This is a genomic window from Sphingomonas taxi (genome assembly GCF_000764535.1).
GTDB lineage: Bacteria > Pseudomonadota > Alphaproteobacteria > Sphingomonadales > Sphingomonadaceae > Sphingomonas > Sphingomonas taxi.
In genome coordinates, this window is the sequence record NZ_CP009571.1 from 2,430,494 (window position 1) to 2,448,498 (window position 18,005).

Annotated in this window: 16 protein-coding genes; 8 read left to right on the forward strand and 8 right to left on the reverse strand. The window is 69.1% G+C overall.

Features of this window, described 5'->3' with window-relative positions; translation table 11 throughout:
* Nucleotides 1-54: 54 nt before the first annotated feature.
* Nucleotides 55-927: a phenylalanine 4-monooxygenase gene (gene phhA, locus MC45_RS11050; protein ID WP_038663018.1), complete on the reverse strand. Its 873-nt coding sequence runs from the start codon at nucleotides 925-927 to the stop codon at nucleotides 55-57.
* A 53-nt stretch (nucleotides 928-980) separates the two neighbouring features.
* On the opposite strand from phhA, the gene MC45_RS11055 reads away from it, so the two are divergent.
* Nucleotides 981-1,628: a TIGR02117 family protein gene (locus MC45_RS11055; RefSeq protein ID WP_038663020.1), complete on the forward strand. Its 648-nt coding sequence runs from the start codon at nucleotides 981-983 to the stop codon at nucleotides 1,626-1,628.
* Nucleotides 1,619-2,407, forward strand: coding sequence for a lipase family protein (locus tag MC45_RS11060; protein WP_038663023.1), 789 nt, complete (start codon nucleotides 1,619-1,621; stop codon nucleotides 2,405-2,407). The genes MC45_RS11055 and MC45_RS11060 overlap by 10 nt, the downstream gene beginning before the upstream one ends.
* Nucleotides 2,408-2,736: 329 nt before the next feature.
* Here MC45_RS11060 and MC45_RS11065 read toward each other — a convergent pair whose 3' ends face one another.
* Nucleotides 2,737-3,015 carry a hypothetical protein gene (locus MC45_RS11065; protein ID WP_038663026.1) on the reverse strand — a complete coding sequence of 93 codons (279 nt, stop codon included), beginning with the start codon at nucleotides 3,013-3,015 and terminating at the stop codon, nucleotides 2,737-2,739.
* 1 nt (nucleotide 3,016) lies between these two features.
* Entirely contained in the window at nucleotides 3,017-4,009 is a 993-nt protein-coding gene (locus MC45_RS11070) for a glycerophosphodiester phosphodiesterase (RefSeq protein ID WP_052075814.1), read from the reverse strand.
* Nucleotides 4,010-4,150: 141 nt separating this feature from the next.
* Between MC45_RS11070 and MC45_RS11075 the strand changes: the two genes are divergently transcribed.
* The 6 genes from MC45_RS11075 to MC45_RS11100 all read left to right on the forward strand — a co-directional run bounded on the left by MC45_RS11075 (nucleotide 4,151) and on the right by MC45_RS11100 (nucleotide 11,855).
* Nucleotides 4,151-4,690, forward strand: coding sequence for a 2Fe-2S iron-sulfur cluster-binding protein (locus MC45_RS11075; protein WP_052075629.1), 540 nt, complete (start codon nucleotides 4,151-4,153; stop codon nucleotides 4,688-4,690).
* The gene (locus tag MC45_RS11080; protein WP_038663029.1) at nucleotides 4,687-5,667 is read left to right on the forward strand and encodes an FAD binding domain-containing protein; all 981 of its coding nucleotides are present in this window, start codon (nucleotides 4,687-4,689) and stop codon (nucleotides 5,665-5,667) included. The genes MC45_RS11075 and MC45_RS11080 overlap by 4 nt, the downstream gene beginning before the upstream one ends.
* A gap of 2 nt (nucleotides 5,668-5,669) precedes the next feature.
* Entirely contained in the window at nucleotides 5,670-7,904 is a 2,235-nt protein-coding gene (locus MC45_RS11085) for a xanthine dehydrogenase family protein molybdopterin-binding subunit (RefSeq protein ID WP_038663032.1), read from the forward strand.
* A gap of 111 nt (nucleotides 7,905-8,015) precedes the next feature.
* Nucleotides 8,016-10,208, forward strand: coding sequence for a xanthine dehydrogenase family protein molybdopterin-binding subunit (locus MC45_RS11090; protein ID WP_038663035.1), 2,193 nt, complete (start codon nucleotides 8,016-8,018; stop codon nucleotides 10,206-10,208).
* Nucleotides 10,209-10,321: 113 nt separating this feature from the next.
* Nucleotides 10,322-11,245: an XdhC family protein gene (locus tag MC45_RS11095; RefSeq protein WP_038663038.1), complete on the forward strand. Its 924-nt coding sequence runs from the start codon at nucleotides 10,322-10,324 to the stop codon at nucleotides 11,243-11,245.
* The gene (locus MC45_RS11100; protein ID WP_038663041.1) at nucleotides 11,232-11,855 is read left to right on the forward strand and encodes a nucleotidyltransferase family protein; all 624 of its coding nucleotides are present in this window, start codon (nucleotides 11,232-11,234) and stop codon (nucleotides 11,853-11,855) included. Before MC45_RS11095 ends, MC45_RS11100 begins: the two co-directional genes overlap by 14 nt.
* A gap of 333 nt (nucleotides 11,856-12,188) precedes the next feature.
* Here the strand turns inward: MC45_RS11100 and MC45_RS11105 are convergent, their stop codons facing one another.
* The 5 genes from MC45_RS11105 to MC45_RS11125 all read right to left on the reverse strand — a co-directional run bounded on the left by MC45_RS11105 (nucleotide 12,189) and on the right by MC45_RS11125 (nucleotide 17,877).
* The gene (locus MC45_RS11105; protein ID WP_038663043.1) at nucleotides 12,189-13,394 is read right to left on the reverse strand and encodes an ABC transporter permease; all 1,206 of its coding nucleotides are present in this window, start codon (nucleotides 13,392-13,394) and stop codon (nucleotides 12,189-12,191) included.
* On the reverse strand, nucleotides 13,395-14,114 hold the full coding sequence (locus tag MC45_RS11110) for an ABC transporter ATP-binding protein (protein WP_156143824.1): 720 nt from the start codon (nucleotides 14,112-14,114) through the stop codon (nucleotides 13,395-13,397).
* A gap of 32 nt (nucleotides 14,115-14,146) precedes the next feature.
* Nucleotides 14,147-15,526: an efflux RND transporter periplasmic adaptor subunit gene (locus MC45_RS11115; protein WP_038663048.1), complete on the reverse strand. Its 1,380-nt coding sequence runs from the start codon at nucleotides 15,524-15,526 to the stop codon at nucleotides 14,147-14,149.
* Nucleotides 15,526-17,001, reverse strand: coding sequence for an efflux transporter outer membrane subunit (locus MC45_RS11120; protein ID WP_038663052.1), 1,476 nt, complete (start codon nucleotides 16,999-17,001; stop codon nucleotides 15,526-15,528). The genes MC45_RS11115 and MC45_RS11120 overlap by 1 nt, the downstream gene beginning before the upstream one ends.
* A gap of 93 nt (nucleotides 17,002-17,094) precedes the next feature.
* Nucleotides 17,095-17,877 (reverse strand): enoyl-CoA hydratase-related protein, encoded by a 783-nt coding sequence (locus tag MC45_RS11125; protein ID WP_038663055.1) that lies wholly within the window; start codon nucleotides 17,875-17,877, stop codon nucleotides 17,095-17,097.
* Nucleotides 17,878-18,005 lie beyond the last annotated feature (128 nt).

Below are 18,005 nucleotides of genomic sequence, written 5' to 3' on the forward strand. Positions count from 1 at the left end.
GCATGACGGTGAATTTGGCGGACGTCGCGCCCCCCCTTCGAAGCAACGGCGTGATTACCCCCGCGCCTTGCTCCGCGCATAATGCTGCGTGCCTTGAGTCAGCACGCGGTCGCCGGCGACGATCGCCGCGACCGGGATATCCTCCTGCGCTTTCAGCTCCTCGTACAAGGGCGCGAAATCGGTCTCGACCGTGACGCGCAGCAATTCCTCGAAGCTCGGGATGACGAAATAATTCTGCTGGAAATCATCGATCCGATATTCGGTGCGCATCACCCGCGCGATGTCGAAGGCGATGCGGTTGGGGCTCGGATCGTCGAGCGCGAAGCGGCTTTCGGCGAAGCTCGACACGATGCCCGAGCCGTAGATGCGCAGGTCGTCGCCCTCCTGGATCAAGCCGAACTCGACCGTGTACCAATAGAGCCGCCCGAGATATTTCAGCGCATCGAGCCCCAGCGCGCGCTGCCCGCCGCGGCCATAGGCTTCGAGATAATCGGCGAACACCGGATCGGCGAGCATCGGCACGTGGCCGAACACGTCGTGAAAGACGTCGGGCTCCTGCAGATAGTCGAGCTGGTCGGGGCGACGGATGAAATTGCCCGCGACGAAGCGGCGGTTGGCCATATGGTCGAAGAAGACGTCGTCGGGGACCAGCCCCGGCACCGCGACGACCTGCCAGCCGGTCAGCTTCATCAGCCGTTCGGACAATTCGGCGAAATCGGGTATGCCCGGCTTCGACAGTTTGAGCACGTCGAGCCCGCGCAGATAGGCGTCGGACGCGCGCCCGGGGAGCAATTGCGACTGGCGCGCGAACAAGGTGTCCCAGGTCGCATGCTCCTCGGCGGTATAATGCTGCCAGTTCTGGGCGATCGTCCAGTCGGCGGCGGCCTCGGCCGGGGGCGTTTCGGTCACGTGTGATTCATCTGCCATATGGTCAGACTAGCATAAGGTTTCGGATGATACGACATCGTGTCTCGGCAAGAATGTTGCGCTGGCCGGGACGGGTGGCCTTGCTGTTGTTCGGGCCCGTGTTCGGCTATGGCGTCGCGGGGCTGATCGGCGGGGCCTTGCCCGCCAATGCCGGGTGGCGGCCGCCGGCGGATGGCGTGCGCATCTATGTCGAATCGAACGGCGTGCACGTCGGGCTGGTGGTCCCGAAGGTGGCGGCGGGGGTGGATTGGCGCGGGATCGCGCCCGGAGCGGACCTGCGCGATCCGCGTTATGGAGGCTATGATCATCTTGCAATCGGCTGGGGCGAACGCACTTTCTTCCTCGAAACGGCAACCTGGGCGGACGTCCGGCTCGGCACCGTGCTCGCCGCGGCGCGCGGCAGCGACGCGACGTTGATGCACGTCGAGCACGTCCCGGCGCCGCGCGTCGGCGGTCGGTCGCGCAGCGTGTTGCTGCGCCCGGCCGAATACCGGCGACTCGCCGCCTACATCCGCGCCAGCCTCGCGCCCGAACGGACGCGCTATCGCGGCTATGACGCCAATGACGTCTTCTACGCCGCGCGCGGCCATTACAGCGCGGTGCAGACGTGCAATGCCTGGACGGGCGACGCCTTGCGGCAGGCAGGCGTACGGATCGGGCGGTGGACGCCGTTTCCGCTGACGGTGACGGCATGGTTCTAGACCGGTTGCAGGCGGGGTTCGCGCGCTGGCGTGCCGAGCCGCCCGCGCATGCGCGCTTCGGTGCCGACTTTCTCGCGCCACCGCCGCCGCCCAAGGCGCTGGCGGCGAGCGAGGTACCGCGCGTCGCCTGGATGCTGGCGACGCGCTGGCGCTACACCGCGGCGCTGGCGGCGGTGCCGGCGGGGCGCGGCGGCGCGGTCATGGTGCTGCCCGGCCTGTTCGACGCCGACGGGTCGAGCGTCGTGCTGCGCGATTTCCTGACCCGACTCGGCTATCGCGCCGAGGGCTGGGGCCTCGGCCGCAACCTCGGCGTCAAGAGCGTCGGGCTCGAGGCGGAGCGGCTGATCGCGCGGGTCGAGGCGCTGTGCGCGGAGGCGGGGCCGGTGACGTTGGTCGGGGTGAGCCTCGGCGGGATCATGGCGCGGCTGGTGGCGCATCGCCGCCCCGAACTGGTCGCCAAGGTGATCACGGTGAGTTCGCCTTATGCCGGCGGCGGCCGCGCGACCAACGTCTGGCGCGCGTTCGAATGGGCGACCGGCGAGCGCGTCGACGATCCCGCGGTGATCGCGCGCAGCCAGGCGATCGCCGCGCCGCTGCCCGTCCCCTGCACCGCGATCTGGAGCCGCAGCGACGGCTTCGTCAACGGCTTCATCTGCCACGACCCCAGCGCCGAAGCGGTCGAGGTGAGCAGCGGCCATCTGGGGGTGCATATCCACCCCGAGGTGCTGCTCGCGATCGCCGGCGCGCTGGCGAAGGACGCGGTGGTGCAGGACCGGTGACGGGGTCGCCGTCGCGAGCGCACGGTGCGATTCCCCCCTTCGTCATCCCGACGAAAGTCGGGACCCATGGATACGGGCGCCGGATGGCGACGCGCCGACGCTGACGGTCTGCAACCATGGGTCCCGGCGTTCGCCGGGATGACGAAGTTGGGGCAGGACGGCGCTTCTAATCCGTCCGCGATGGCGGGACGGACACACCCCCTACTGTCATCCCCGCGCAGGCGGGGATCCAGACGCGCGGACCTTCGTGAGACTCACCGGCGCCAGCGTTTATGGATCCCCGCCTCCGCGGGGATGACAGTAAGGAAGGGGACGACGCCGCCCCCCCCTCAATATCCCGCGCGATACCCCGAATAGCGGCAGGCATCCTGATCGTCGGGATGCTTGCGGCATTGCTCGGCCGCCTTCTTACGCTCGCGGCCCTCCTTGGCCTCCTGCTTGCGCATCTTGCGGCCATAGTTGCGGTCGGCCTCGTCCTGGCTGGTGGTGGTCCAGTCGACCGCCTTGCCGGCGACCTGGAACGGCGCCTTGACGATCGACGCCGCGGTGCTGACGCAGCCCCCGGTCGCCAGCGTCAAGGGGAGAAGAACGACGAACGCGATACGCATGTTACGGATGATCCTTGGCCGCACTGCGGGTTTCGACGCCGATTAGCGGATAATCCGTGAAGAATCCGTCGATACCAAGGCCGAGCGCGCGGCGGATTTCCCCCGCGACATCGCCGTGCGTCGCGGGATCGTCGCCGTGGCGGAAGCGAGCCGGCAGGAAGACGTTCTCCGCCCGATAGGTCCAGGGATGCACCTTGAGCCCAACCGCATGCGCGTCGGCCACCAGCGACGTCGGCGCGTCGCCCTGCCACAATTGCCCCTTGTCCGGTCCCAGACCATAAGCATAGGTCGCGACCTGCCGCAGCCCCGCCGGGGTCAGCATCGCCGCATAGCTCGGCACCGCACCATCGGCCGGACCGCCCTCGCCCGCCATGAGCTGGATCAGCCGCACCTTGGTGATGCCGTGGAGATGCTGAAGGTTCTTCACCTCGAACGACTGGATGAACACCGGCGCGTCGGCGCTGTCCCAGCCCGCCCTGCGCAGTTCCGCCACCAGCCGGTCGTCGGTCGGGTGGCCGATGCGCGCGAAATAGGTCGGATGCTTGGTCTCGGGATAGATGCCGATCGTCCGCCCCGTCTCCCGCGTCCGCCGCTTGGCGAGGTCGATGATCTCGGCGAGCGTCGGAATCTCGAACCGGCCGTCATAGGCGGCATTGCCGGCGCGCAATTGGGGCAGCCGTTCGCGCGCGCGCAGCGTCTTGAGTTCGGCGAGCGTGAAATCCTCGACGAACCAGCCGGTGATCGTCTGGCCGTCGATCGTCTTGGTCGTACGGCGGTCGGCGAATTCGGGATGCGAAGCGACATCGGTCGTCTCGGCGATCGCATTTTCGTGGCGCGCGACAAGCACGTCGTCCTTCGTCGGCACCAGATCGGGCTCGATGAAATCGGCGCCCTGATCGATCGCCAGCTCATAGGCGGCGAGCGTATGTTCGGGACGCGATCCGCTCGCACCGCGGTGCGCGATGACGATCGGAGTCGGGAAGGGCTTGGGCATCGGCCGATCCTGCCCGTTCGCGGGAGCCGACGCCAGCAGCACGGCAGTGAGAGCGATTCGCAAACCGGAAACCATCATGGGTAAGCGCGTTAGAGCCTCAATCCTTCACGGATATGACTCCCCGACCCTGCGAGGCAGCGCATGCATTTCACCATCAACGGCCAGTCGTTCGAGGCCGAACCGGATATCCGCACCTCGCTGCTCGATCTGTGCCGCGAACATCTCGGCCTGACCGGTAGCAAGAAGGGCTGCGACCACGGCCAGTGCGGCGCCTGCACGATGCTGGTCAACGGCCGTCGCATCAATTCCTGCCTCAGCCTCGCGGTGATGCATCAGGACGACGAGATCACCACGATCGAGGGGCTCGGCACGCCCGAGGACCTGCATCCGCTGCAATCCGCGTTCGTCCGCCACGACGGCTATCAGTGCGGCTATTGCACGCCGGGGCAGATCTGCTCGGCGGTCGGCATGCTCGACGAGGTCCGCAAGGGCTGGCCGAGCCACGTCACCGGCGATCTCGATGCGCCGCGCTTCAACGACGATGAGATTTCCGAGCGGATGAGCGGCAACATCTGCCGCTGCGCTGCCTATCCCAATATCGTCGATGCGATCCGCGAGGTCGCCGAAGCCGACGGCGCGGTCGATATCGCCCTTCGCCAGAAAGTGGAGGCAGGCGCATGAAGACCTTCACCTATACCAAGGCCGACGACGCCGAGACCGCGGTGCGCGACGCGCACGTCTCCGGCGCCAAGTTCATCGCCGGCGGCACCAACCTGCTCGACCTGATGAAATTGCAGGTCGAGACGCCCGAGAAGCTCGTCGATATCAGCCGGCTGCCGCTCGGCGAGATCGAAGAGCGCGAGGATGGCGGGCTGACCATCGGCGCGCTGGTGCCGAACGCCGACCTCGCCGCCGATCCGCGCGTCATCGAAAAGTATGAGGTGCTCAGCCGCGCTTTGCTCGCCGGTGCCTCGGGCCAGTTGCGCAACAAGGCGACGACCGGCGGCAATCTGCTCCAGCGGACGCGCTGCTATTATTTCTACGACACCGCAACCGCGTGCAACAAGCGCGAGCCCGGCACCGGCTGTTCGGCGGTCGGCGGGTTCAACCGCGTGCTGGCGGTGCTCGGCACGTCGGACCATTGTATCGCGACGCACCCCGGCGACATGCCGGTGGCGATGCGCGCGCTCGACGCGACGATCATCACGCTCAAGGCGGACGGCGACAAGCGGCGGATCTCGATCCACGATTTCTACCGCCTGCCCGGCGATACGCCGAATATCGAGACGGTGCTGGAGCCCGGCGAGCTCATCACCCATGTCGAACTGCCCGCCCCGCCGAAGGGCAAGCAGACCTATCGCAAAGTGCGCGACCGCGCTTCCTATGCCTTCGCGCTCGTCTCGGTGGCGGGTGTGGTGAGCGTCGAGGACGGCAGGATCGCCACGGCCGCGCTCGCCTTCGGCGGCCTCGGCCCGATGCCGTGGCGCAACCCGGCGGTGGAGGCCGCACTGGTCGGCCAGGCGCCGTCCGACGCGCTGTTCAACGAAGCCGCCGACATCCTGCTCGCCGATGCCAAGGGCTATGGCTCGAACGACTTCAAGATCCCGCTGACGCGCCGGGTCCTGATCGCCACGCTGCGCGACCTGACGGGAGAATGAGTATGTTCGGTTTCGGCAAGGGCGACACCAATTCGCTCACGATGAACAAGGCGCATCCGGACAGCCTGCTCGACCGCGGCGTGCAGGACGTGATCGGCAAGCCGCTCGATCGCGTCGACGGCCCGAAGAAGGTGTCGGGCAAGGCGACCTATGCGGCGGAATATGCGCTCGACAACGTCGCCTACGGTTATCTGGTGCGCGCCACGGTCGGCGCGGGCAAGATCAGGCACCTCGACGCCGATGGCGCCAAGGCGATGCCCGGCGTGATCGACGTCATCACCGATTATGCGAGCTTCATCCGCAACCCGCAGCAGGGCGGCGAGACCAGCGCGCCGACGCAGGGCGTCGAGGACGTCGCCTATCACGGCGAGATCATCGCGATCGTCGTCGCCGAAAGCTACGAGATCGCGCGCGACGCGGCGCTGCGCATCACGGTCGACTATGCCCCCGCCGAAGGGCGCTACAGCTTCCTGGCGCATCGCGAGGAAGCGGAAAAGCCGAGCGCGCAACAGATCCCGCCGCATCACAAACAGGGCGACGTCGACAAGGCGATGGCCGACGCCGCGTTCGCGGTCGACGTCACCTATACGACGCCGAGCCAGAATTCGGCGGCGATGGAGCCCCACGCCAGCCTCGCGGTGTGGGAAGACGGCGCGCTGACGCTGTACGGCTCGTACCAGATGCCCTCGTCGGACAAGCAGCAGCTCGCCAAGGCGCTCGGCGTCTCGGCGGACAAGGTGCGGATCGTCGCCGCTTATGTCGGCGGCGGCTTCGGCTCGAAGCTCGGCATCGCGCCCGAGAGCGTCGCCGCGGCGATCGCCGCCAAACGCCTTAACCGCCCCGTCAAGGCGGTGATGGCGCGCCAGCAGGTGTTCGACGCGACCGTGCGCCGCTCGAACACCGAACAGCGGATGCGCCTCGGCGCGACCGCCGAGGGCAAGCTGACCGCGATCGGCCACGAAACGCTCGTGTCGAACCTGCCCGGCGAGGATTATTTCGAGCCCGCCGGCGTCTCGACGCACTTCCTCTACGACGGCGAGAACCGGCTGATCACGCACGACATCGTCCGGCTCGACTGGATGCTGGCGGGATCGATGCGCGCGCCCGGCGAGGCGGTCGGCCTGATCGCGCTGGAAGGCGCGATGGACGAACTGGCGGAGAAGATGGGGATCGACCCGATCGAATTGCGCCGCCGCAACGAGCCCGAGCAGGATCCGGAAAAGAAGATCCCCTATTCGTCGCGCGCGTTGATCCCCTGTCTGGAGCGCGGCGCCGAATCGTTCGGCTGGTCGCGGCGCAAGCCCGCCGGCACCGACCGGCGCGGCGACTGGCTGTACGGCATCGGCGTCGCCTCGGCGGCACGGTCGAACCAGTTGCTCAAGTCGGCGGCAAAGGTCTCGATCGACGGCCAGGGCAAGGCGCATGTCGAAACCGACATGACCGATATCGGCACCGGCACCTATACGATCCTCGGCCAGATCGCCGCCGAGATCCTCGGCCTGCCGCTGGAGGATGTCATCGTCCATCTCGGCGACACCGATGCGCCGCCGGGCGCCGGCTCGGGCGGATCGTGGGGCGCGAGCTCGTCGGGCTCGTCGGTCTATCTCGCCTGCGAGGCGCTGCGCGGCCAGATCGCCAAGGCGATGGGCGTCGACGAAGGCGCGATGACTCTGAAGGACGGCCGCGTGATCGCCGACAACCGCAGCGTGCCGCTCGCCGAACTGGTCGGCGAAGGCATGGAGGCGACCGGCGAAATCTCGCCCGGCAAGCAGGAGAAGACGTTCAACCAGGCGAGCTATGGCGCGCATTTCGCCGAGGTCGCGGTCAACGTCGTCACCGGCGAGGTGCGGGTGAAGCGCATGCTCGGCGTGTTCGCGGCGGGGCGTATCCTCAACGAGAAGACGGCGCGCTCGCAATGCCTCGGCGGCATGACCTTCGGCATCGGCTGCGCGCTGACCGAGGAGCTGGTCCACGATCCCCGCAACGGCAAGATCGTCAACCGCGATCTCGGCGAATATCACCTGCCGGTGAATGCCGACGTGCCGCAGCTCGAGGTCGAATTCCTGTACGAACGCGACATCGAGGCCAATCCGCTGCACGCCAAGGGCCTCGGCGAGGTCGGCATCTGCGGCGCGGCGGGCGCAATCGGCAATGCGATCTACAACGCCACCGGCGTGCGCGTCCGCGACTTTCCGCTGACGCTCGACAAGCTGCTGGAGGGCCTGCCGGCGATGTGAGGCATCCCGTCACCCCGGCTCGAGGCCGGGGTGACGCGTAATCCGCCCTTCACCCTGCCTGCCCCGCATCCTACATCACCCCCACCCCGTCCGGGGGAGAGGATTGACGCGATGAACGAGATGACGATGGATCGCGCCTACCGGCCCGCCGGGCTGGCGCAGGCGCGGCAGGGCCTGCTCGGCGCGTCCGTCCCGCGGATCGAGGGGCCGGCGAAGGTGAGCGGCACCGCCACCTACGCCTATGAGGGCGCGGAGGCCGGCACCGCCTATGCCGCGATCGTCGGCGCGCCGGTCGGCAGCGGCCGCATCACCGGCGTCGACTCCGCCGCCGCCGAGGCCTTGCCCGGCGTGCTCGCGGTCATCCACGGCGATTCGCGGATGGTCACCGGCGGCAGCAATTCGCAGGCACAAGCGCACAGCGGCACCGACCAAATCTTCCATTACGGCCAGCCCGTCGCGATCGTCGTCGCCGAGGACCAGACGATCGCGCGCGACGCCGCCGCGCTGGTCGTCGTCCACGCCGAAGCCGGCGACGGCCGCTTCGACCGCGAGGCGCAGCCGGTGCAGCGCGACCACGATATCGGTTTCCTGAAACCGGTCGACATCGGCGATCTCGACGCCGCGCTCGCTGCCGCGCCGGTGGTGATCGACCGCAGCTATACGACGCCGGTGCATTTCCCCGCCGCGCTCGAACCCCATGCCAGCACCGTCGCGTGGGAGAACGGCAAGCTGCTGGTGCGCACCAGCAATCAGGTGATCGGCGGCGCCCGCGGCACGATCGCCAAGGCGCTCGGCCTCGCCAGGGAGGACGTGCGCGTGCTCGCGCCGTACGTGGGCGGCGGCTTCGGTGGCAAGACCGGCGTCGGGCCGGAGGTGATCCTCGCCGCGATCGCCGCCGAAACGGTCGGCCGGCCGGTCAAGATCGCGCTGCCGCGCGCGCAGACCGCCTATCTCGTCCACCACCGTTCGGCGACGACGCAGCGCGTCCGCATCGGCGCCACCGAGGACGGCCGCATCACCGCCTTCGCGCACGAAGGCGTCGCATCGCAGAACGACGATGCCAGCTTCCTCGAACCGATCCCGTTCGGCTCGCTGCCGCTCTATGCCGGCGAGGCGCGGCGCTTCCGCACCGATGTGGTCCGCGTCGACCTGCCCGCCACCGGCGCGGTACGCGCACCGGGCGAGGCGATCGGCACCTTCGCGGTCGAATGCGCGATGGACGAACTCGCCGAACGGCTCGGCCTCGATCCGGTCGAGCTGCGCCGCCGCAACGAGCCCGAGGCCGATCCGGTCAGCGGCAAGCGCTTCTCGACGCGGCGAATGCTCGATTGTTACGACGAAGGCGCGCGCCGCTTCGGCTGGGCGGAGCGGCGCAAGCGGCGCGAGGGCGACTGGCTGATCGGCCACGGCATGGCGGCGGCGCTGCGCGGCAATTTCACCGTCAAGGCGGAGGCGCGGGTGACGCTCGGCGCCGACGGCCGCGCGACGGTCGCCTGCGACATGACCGATATCGGCACCGGCACCTATACGATCCTCGCGCAGACCGCGGGCGAGATGCTCGGTCTGCCGGTCCCCGCGGTCGAGGTGCGGATCGGCGACACCGATTTCCCCGCCAGCGCCGGCTCGGGCGGCTCGTTCGGCGCGGGCAGCGCCTGTTCGGCGGTGGTGCTCGCCTGCGAGGACATCATCGCCGCGCTCGCGCTACGCATGAACGCATCCCCTGAGGAACTGACGCTGCACGACGGCTATGTCGTCGCGGGCGGGCGCAGCGTCGCGCTCGCCGATCTGCTCCACGGCGAACCGATCGTCGCCACCGGCAAGACCGGCCCCGGCGCGGAGACGCAGGCGACCAGCCAGGCGAGCCACGGCGCGCATTTCGTCGAGGTCGCGGTCAATGCGATCACCGGCGAGGTGCGGGTGCGGCGGATGCTTGGCGTGTTCGACGTCGGCCGCGTGCTCAACGCGAAGACCGCGGCGAACCAGCTCGTCGGCGGCATGGTCTGGGGCCTGTCCTACGCGCTCGGCGAGGAAGCGGTGGTCGACACGCGCAACGGCCATTTCGTCAATCCCGACTTCGGCGAATATCATGTCGCGGTGAACGCCGACGTGCCGCAGATCGAAGTGCATTTCGTCGAGGAGATCGACGACAGCGCCAACCCGGTCGGCGCCAAGGGGGTCGGCGAACTCGGCATCTCGGGCGCGGGCGCGGCGGTGGCCAATGCGATCCACGACGCCTGCGGCGTGCGCGTACGCGACTTCCCGGTGACGCTCGACAAATTGCTGGCAGGATTGCCGGATCTCTAACACCGCCCTCCGCCGTTCGCCCTGAGCTTGTCGAAGGGCATTGAGACTCACCGTACTTCGACAAGCTCAGCACGAACGGGTGTGATGCCCGGCGGGTGCCAAGGAAGACTGACATGGCCGAAAACGATTCCGTCCTCACCGCCGCCCGCCACTGGCAGGGCGAACCGCTCGCCCTCGCGACGGTGGTCTCCACCTGGGGCAGCGCGCCGCGCCCGCGCGGCAGCCATATGCTCGTCCACGCCGACGGCCGCTTCGAGGGCTCCGTCTCCGGCGGCTGCGTCGAAAGCGACATCCTCCAGACCGCCGCCGAGGTGATCGCCGGCGCCCCCTTCCAGCTCAAGCGCTACGGCGTCGCCGACGATGCGGCATGGGAGGTCGGGCTGCCCTGCGGCGGCGAGATCGCGGTGATGGTGCAACCGGTATCGGCGACGGGGTTCGACCCCGAATTGTTCGACCGCATCGCCGAGGCGCGCGAGCGCGGCGAGGCGCTCACCGTCACCACCGACCTCGCCACCGGCCACAGCGACCTCAAGCCACTGGAAACCGGTGAGGTCTTCGCCAACCGCTACGATCCGGCACGGCGGCTGCTGATCGTCGGCGCGGTGCAGATCGCGCAGGCGCTCGCCGAACTGGCGCGCACGCTCGGCATCGCCACGACGGTGATCGACCCGCGCGGGCGCTTCCTCACCGAGGAGCGCTTCCCCGGCGTGACGCTCGACGACCGCTGGCCCGACGAGGCGATCGAGGCGCTGAAACCCGGCCCCGCCACCGCGGTCGTGACGCTCAGCCACGACATCAAGATCGACGATCCCGCGCTGATCGCCGCGCTCGCGACCAACGCGCCGTATGTGGGCGCGCTCGGCAGCCGGCGCAGCCATGCGGCGCGGCGCGAACGGCTCGCCGCCGCCGGCCTGAACGCCGAGCAGATCGACCGGATCGACGCACCGGTCGGCATCGATATCGGCGCGATCGGCCCGTCCGAGATCGCGCTGTCGATCGCCGCGGCGATGGTGGGGGCATTCCATGATCGCGGCTGAGGATTGCGTCCTGGTGCTGCTCGCCGCGGGGCGGTCGCGCCGGATGGGCGATATCGGCAGCAAGCTCGACGCGCCGTTCCTCGGCCGCCCGCTCGGGCTGCACGTCGCGGTGGCGCTCGAGGACATGCCGTTCCGCGAGCGCGTCGCCGTGGTCGGCCGCGCCGAATGCGATTATGCCGCGCACGGCTTCACGATCGTGCGCAACGACGACCCCGATCAGGGGCTCAGCCGGTCGCTGGCGCTCGGCGTCGACTGCGCGCGCGCGCGCGGCGTCAAGGCGGTGGTGGTGGCGCTCGCCGACATGCCGCGGGTGACCGCGACGCACATCTATCAGTTGCTCGACGCCGCCGACGACGAGAATGCCATCGTCGCGTCGAGCGACGGCCGCGCCCCCAAGCCGCCCGCGGTGTTCGGCGCGGGCCGGTTCGACGCCCTCGTGGGGCTGGAGGGCGATGCCGGCGCGCGCGAGATGGTGCGCGCGGGCAAACACGTCGTGACGACCCCCGCCGAGCTGATCGACGTCGACACGCCCGAGGAACTGGAGCGCCTGCGCGAACTGGTCGGCGCACCGGAAGCCTATACCCGGCGTGGCCGTCAGTCGGTCGGCTGACGCCGCCCCGTCGTCATCCCCCCTATGTCATCCCCGCGCAGGCGGGGATCCATACGCGCAGGCCGGGCGGCTCCTGCGCCGCGTCAGCGTCTATGGATCCCCGCCTTCGCGGGGATGACGAAAAGGGGTCGGAGGTCACCGCCCACCGCATCGGGCGGCAACCAGACACGTTCGCCATCCGACGGAACATCGCCCCGGTCGGAGTCTGTCCTACACCCCCGCGGCCCTGCTAGACGCCGAATCCGCGCTCTTTCTCATCGGTGCAAAAACGGAAACGATAGGAGACGATCGTTTCCATTCAGGTGTCCATCTTGTCCACGTTCGGCGCCTAAGTCATTCATGCCGCAGCGCATCGATCGGATTGAGCGCCGCCGCGCGTCGCGCCGGAAAATAGCCGAACACCACCCCGATCACCGCCGAGATCGCGAAGGCGATGATGTTGATCTGCGGATCGAACGTCCACGGCACCTGCATCAGCGGCACCAGCGCGAGGATCACCCCCTGCGCGATCACCAGCCCGATGATCCCGCCGAGGCACGACAGCGCCACCGCCTCGACGAGGAACTGGAGCAGCACCTCGCGCGCGACCGCGCCGATCGCGAGGCGGATGCCGATCTCGCGCGTCCGCTCCGTCACCGACACCAGCATGATGTTCATGATGCCGATGCCGCCGACGACGAGGCTGATCGCCGCCACCGCCGCGACGATGCGCGTCAGCAAGGTCGTCGTGCCGGTCAGCGTGTCGGAAATCTGCTTGGTGTCGAAGATATTGAAATCGTCGTCGCGCGCCCCGGTGATATGCCGCCGCTCGCGCAGCAGATCGGTGATCGCGCTCTGGACATTGCTCGTCTGGTAATCGGTGTCGACGCCGACCAGCATCAGCCGCACGTCGCGGTTGCCGGTGAAGCGGCGCTGCACCGTCTTGATCGGCATGACGACGACATCGTCCTGATCGCCGAACCCGCCCTGCCCACGCGTGCTGAGCGCACCGATCACGTCGCAGCTCACGTTGCCGAGGCGGATGCGCGCGCCGATCGGGTCGCCACCGCGGAACAGGTTCTGGCGCACGGTATTGCCGATCAGACACACCGCCTTGCCCGCCTCCTGTTCGGCCGGCGTCCAGTAGCGGCCCGACACCAAAGGCCAGGGCTGGACGGTGAGGAAGGCGCTGGTGGTGCCGTTGATCGTCGTCGACCAGTTGGCGCCCTCGTAGATCGCGGTGGCCGAGGCGCTCGCCTGCGGCGCGACCGCGGTGACGCCGGCGATCTGGTTGGCGATCGCCTCGACGTCCTCGGGCTTGAAATTGGGCGGCTGCGGGCCGCCGCCGCCGCGGCCGAAGCCCTGGCCGGGACGGATCTGGAGGATGTTGCTGCCGAGCGCGGAAATCTGCTGCTGCACCGCGGCGGTGGTCGCCTTGCCCAGCGTCACCATCGTCACGACCGCGCCGACGCCGATGACGATGCCGAGGATGGTCAGGAACGAGCGCAGCAGATGCCGCCGGATCGACCGCAGCGCGAGGATGAGCGTGGTGCCGAGCATCTAGGCCTCCACCGCCGCGCCCTGCCGGTGCTGCGCCTCGATCTTCTCGACCAGCCCGTCCTTGAAGTGGATCACCGTCCGCGCGAACGCGGCCATATCGGGTTCGTGCGTCACCATCAGCACGGTGATGTTGCTCGTCCGGTTGAGATCGGTGAGCAATTCCATGATCTCCACCGAGCGTTCGCTGTCGAGATTGCCGGTCGGCTCGTCGGCGAGCAGTACGTCGGGCTGGGTGACGATCGCGCGCGCGATCGCGACGCGCTGCTGCTGGCCGCCGGACAGTTCGGCGGGCGTATGGTCCCACCAGCGGTCGAGCCCGACCTTTTCGAGCGCCGCCATGCCTAGGTCGCGCCGCGTCTTCTTGTCCTCGCCGCGATAGAGCAACGGCAGCTCGACATTCTCGAGCGCGCTGGTCCGGCTGAGCAGATTGAACCCCTGGAACACGAAGCCGAGGTAGCGGCGGCGGAGCAAGGCCCGCTGGTCGCGGTCGAGCGTCTGGACGGGATGGCCGCGGAACAGGAAGGTGCCCGCCGACGGCACGTCGAGACAGCCGAGGATGTTCATCGTCGTCGACTTGCCCGACCCCGACGGCCCCATGACAGCGACGAAATCGCCCGCCTGGATATCGAGGTCGACGCCCTTCAACGCCTGGAACTGCGTCGCCCCGGTGCCATAGACCTTGGTGACGTCGCGCATCGTGATGATCGGATCAGGCACGATGCCCTCCCCGCTCCGCGCCCGCCGGGCGGGCGTTACTGGCCACCCGCGCCACCCTGCCGGCGCTGGCCGCCGCCGCTGCGCTTGCCCGCACCCGCGCCCTCGTTACCGCTCGACAACTGACCGGTGATAACCTGCTGACCCGGCTTGAGATTGCCACTCAGCACCTCGGTCATCGTGCCGTTGGTGTCGCCAGTGGTCACCTGCACGGGCTGCGGCTTGCCCTCGGCGTCCTTGACGTAGATCGTCTGCGACGCCCCGCGGCCGAGCGTCGCGGTGCGCTCGGGCCGGTCGCGGCGCGGGCGGAAGGTCAGCGAGCCGGCGATACCGCCGCTCGATCCGCCCGCACCCGCCGCGGCAGGCTTGAAGCGCAGCGCCGCATTGGGGACGAGCAGCACGTTCTGCCTGTCCGACGTGACGATATCGGCGGTCGCGGTCATCCCCGGACGCAGCTGGAGCGAAGGATTGGCGACGGTCAGGTCGGCGGCATAGCTCACCACCTGCCCGGTCGTCGACGTCGTGCTCGTCGTCGTCGAGGTCGAACTCGCCGAGCTGACGGTCAGGTTCGAGCCGAGATCGACGCGCGTGATCGTCGCCGGAAAGGTGCGGCCGGGAAAGGCGTCGACGGTGAAATTGGCCTTCTGCCCGACCTTGACCTCGCCGACGTCGGCCTCGTCGATCGCGACCTCGAGCTTCATCTTGCTGAGGTCCTCGGCGATGACGAACAGCGTCGGCGTGTTGAACGAGGCGGCGACGGTCGCGCCCGGATCGATCTGGCGCGCGAGCACGACGCCGTTGACCGGCGAGCGGATGATTGCGCGCGCCCGCTGCGTCTGGTTCTGCGCCAGCGCCGCCTGCGCCGCGGCGACGTTCGCCTGCGCGACCTTCAATGCGGCGACGCTGCGCTGGTAATCGGCGCGGCCGGTCTGGAGCTCGGTCCCCGACGGCACCCGGCCGTTGGACAGCTTGTAGACCTCCTCCAGCCGGGCGAGCTGCGCGCGGCTTTCGGCGACGGTCGCCTGCGCCTGATTGACCTGCGCCTGGTTGGCGGCGATCTGCGCCTGCTGCTGGCGGATCTGGTCGTCGATCTGTTGCGGATCGATCAGCGCGAGCGGCTGGCCGGCGCTGACGCGATCGTTGACGTCGACCACCACCTTGGTGACCAGCCCGGAAAGCTGCGACCCGACCGTCACCTGATTGGTTGGCGCGAGTTTGCCCGTCGCCGAGACGGTGACGGTGAGGTTGCCGCGTTCGGCCGCCTGCGTCGCATAGCCCGCTTCCGCCTTCGGCCCGAAGCAGCTCTTGAGCAGCAGCGCGAGCAGCACCACGCCGATCGCGACGAACACCCATTTGATGTAACGCCGCCATGCCGGCACCGGCTTTACGCCGAGAAAGTCGTCGATCGGTTCGGCCATCAGCGGGTCTCTGACACGGGAGTTCGGGATGCGCGCTCGGGCGCCTGCGGGACGACGCTCGCGTCCCAGCCGCCGCCGAGCGCATTGTAGAGCGAGACCAGCGCGGTCGCCTGATCGGATCGCGCCGACGTCAGGCCGTTCTGCGCGGAGAGCAGCGCCGCCTCCTGCTGGTTGAGCGTCGTGAAATCGGTGAGGCGGCTGCGATACTGGCTGCGCGCGAGGATCGCCGAGGCATTGGCGGCGTCATAGGCGATGCGGAACTGCGTCTCGCGCTGGCGCGCGGCATCGAGCGCGACGATCGCATTCTCGATATCCTCGAGCGCGGTCAGCACGGTGCCGCGATAGGCAGCGAGCGCGGCGTCGGCCGCCGCCTCGTTCGAGCGGACCTGGCTGCGCAGCCGGCCGCCGTTGAAGATCGCCTGCGTCAGCCCGGCGAACAGGCTGCCGGTGATTGCATCGCCGAGGCTGCCGATGCCGGTCGCATTGGTGTTGATATTGCCGCTGATCGCCAGCGCCGGATAGAGCTGCGCCTTGGCGACGCCGATCTGCGCGGTCGCCGACGCCAGCGAACGCTCCGCCGCGCGCACGTCGGGCCGGCGGCGCAGTGCATCGGCGGGGATGCCGACGCCGACCGTCGCGGGGCCGCGCGGGATCGGCCTCGCCGCCGCCAGGGCGCTGCGCAGCGCACCCGGCGCCTGCCCGGTCAGCACGCCGAGCCGCGCGACCGCGGCGGCATATTGCTGCTCGATCTGCGGCACGGTGGCGGCAGTCTGCGCGCGCTGGCTGCGCGCCTGCTCGACGTCGACCGACGAGACCAGCCCGGCCTGGACGCGAAACCCAGCGATCTCCAGATTGTCGTCTTGAATGGCGAGGCTGGCGCGGGCATTGGCGAGCTGCGCCTGATAGGCGCGGGCGAGCACGTAATTGGTCGCCACCTCGCTTTCGACGGTGAGCAGCGTCGTCGCATAGTCGAAGCCGCTCGCCTCATATTGCGCGCGCGTCGCCTCGACGGTGCGGCGCACCTCGCCGAACAGGCCGAGCTGATAGCTCGCCGACAGGCCGGCGGAGAAGCTGTTGGTGCCGCCGCCGCCGGTGTCGACCACGGTGCCGTCGGGCAAAGTGAACGAACGGCCGCCGCCGCGCAGATTCTCGTTACGCTGATAGCCCGCCGAACCGGACAGCGTCGGCAGCAGCGAGGCACGGCTCTGCACCAGCGATTCGCGTGCCTGCCGCAGCCGTGCGATCGCCTGCGCGACATCGGTATTGGCGAGCCGTGCCTGGTCGACGAGCTGGCCGAGCACCGGATCGTCGAAGTTCGACCACCAGCGGGTAAGGTCCTCGGCGGTCTGCTGCGCCGGCACCGAATAGGCATCGGGCACGCCGAGATCCGCGGCGCTCTTCGGGTGATAATCGGGGCCGACGGTACAGCCGGCCAGCGCGGCGGTCACGAGCAACAGGACGGGAACACGGGCCATCGCCGTATCGTGTGGCCAACACACTGCGGCGTCCAGCCTTTTTGTGTCGCAATGTGTGTCGCCGGAATGTCCGCGCGGACACATGCGCGCGCCCTACCGGCCGGTGAAGACCGGCTTGCGCTTCTCGAGGAAGGCGATGCCGCCCTCGTGCGAATCCGCCGAGCCGCGCGCCTGCCGCTGCGCATCCGCCTCGGCAGCGAGCGCGCTCGCATAATCGCTTTCCAGCGCCCGCCCGAGCGCACGTCGCATCAGTCCGATCGCACGCGTCGGCCCCGCCGCGAGCCGCGTCGCCAGCGCCAGCGCCTCGGCGTCGAGCGCGTCGTCGGCGACGACCTTGTGGATCATTCCCCAGTCGAGCGCCTTCGCGGCGGGGACGCGCTCGCCGAGCAGCATCATCTCGGTGGCGCGGGCGCGGCCGATCAGCCGCGGCAGCATCCAGGTCGCGCCGCCATCGGGAATGAGGCCGATGTTGACGAAGGCCTGGAGGAAATAGGCGGTATCGCTCGCGACGCAGAAATCGGCAGCGAGCGCGAGGCTGCACCCGATCCCCGCGGCGGGGCCGCGCACCGCGCTGACCACCGGCACCGCGAGGTCGAAAAGCGCCGCGATCGTCGGATTGTAATGGTCGGTGAGCGCCGCATGGGTCGCCTCACCGGGATTGTCGCCGCCGAGCGCACCGCCGGCGACGTCGGCGCCGGAGCAGAACGCCCGCCCCGCCCCGGCGATCAGCACCGCGCGCGCGCCGCCGAGATCGCCGAGCGCCTCGCGCAATTCGTCGAACAGCGCCGGCGGTGCGGCGTTGAGGCGGTCGGGACGATTGAGGGTGAGGACGCGGACGTCACCGTGCGACTCGGCCAGGATATGCTGGTAGGTCATGTTGCGCCCCTCTCCTGCCGTCGTACCGATCTTCCCGGCACCGGCCTCGTTAACCGCGACCGCTACCCGGCATCGGCGAGCGTGGCAATGCGTCGGCCGGTACGGTCGAAACACTCCGGCCCCGGCGC

Excerpts from the sequence above, each read along its gene's own strand:
- MC45_RS11060 (WP_038663023.1), top strand. The coding sequence starts at position 1,619 with ATGGTTCTAGACCGGTTGCAGGCGGGGTTCGCGCGCTGGCGTGCCGAG.
- MC45_RS11105 (WP_038663043.1), bottom strand. The coding sequence starts at position 13,394 with ATGCTCGGCACCACGCTCATCCTCGCGCTGCGGTCGATCCGGCGGCAT.
- MC45_RS11085 (WP_038663032.1), top strand. The coding sequence starts at position 5,670 with ATGTTCGGTTTCGGCAAGGGCGACACCAATTCGCTCACGATGAACAAG.
- MC45_RS11100 (WP_038663041.1), top strand. The coding sequence starts at position 11,232 with ATGATCGCGGCTGAGGATTGCGTCCTGGTGCTGCTCGCCGCGGGGCGG.
- MC45_RS11055 (WP_038663020.1), top strand. The coding sequence starts at position 981 with ATGTTGCGCTGGCCGGGACGGGTGGCCTTGCTGTTGTTCGGGCCCGTG.
- MC45_RS11080 (WP_038663029.1), top strand. The coding sequence starts at position 4,687 with ATGAAGACCTTCACCTATACCAAGGCCGACGACGCCGAGACCGCGGTG.
- MC45_RS11120 (WP_038663052.1), bottom strand. The coding sequence starts at position 17,001 with ATGGCCCGTGTTCCCGTCCTGTTGCTCGTGACCGCCGCGCTGGCCGGC.
- MC45_RS11065 (WP_038663026.1), bottom strand. The coding sequence starts at position 3,015 with ATGCGTATCGCGTTCGTCGTTCTTCTCCCCTTGACGCTGGCGACCGGG.
- MC45_RS11070 (WP_052075814.1), bottom strand. The coding sequence starts at position 4,009 with ATGCCCAAGCCCTTCCCGACTCCGATCGTCATCGCGCACCGCGGTGCG.
- phhA (WP_038663018.1), bottom strand. The coding sequence starts at position 927 with ATGGCAGATGAATCACACGTGACCGAAACGCCCCCGGCCGAGGCCGCC.
- MC45_RS11095 (WP_038663038.1), top strand. The coding sequence starts at position 10,322 with ATGGCCGAAAACGATTCCGTCCTCACCGCCGCCCGCCACTGGCAGGGC.
- MC45_RS11090 (WP_038663035.1), top strand. The coding sequence starts at position 8,016 with ATGAACGAGATGACGATGGATCGCGCCTACCGGCCCGCCGGGCTGGCG.
- MC45_RS11125 (WP_038663055.1), bottom strand. The coding sequence starts at position 17,877 with ATGACCTACCAGCATATCCTGGCCGAGTCGCACGGTGACGTCCGCGTC.
- MC45_RS11075 (WP_052075629.1), top strand. The coding sequence starts at position 4,151 with ATGCATTTCACCATCAACGGCCAGTCGTTCGAGGCCGAACCGGATATC.
- MC45_RS11115 (WP_038663048.1), bottom strand. The coding sequence starts at position 15,526 with ATGGCCGAACCGATCGACGACTTTCTCGGCGTAAAGCCGGTGCCGGCA.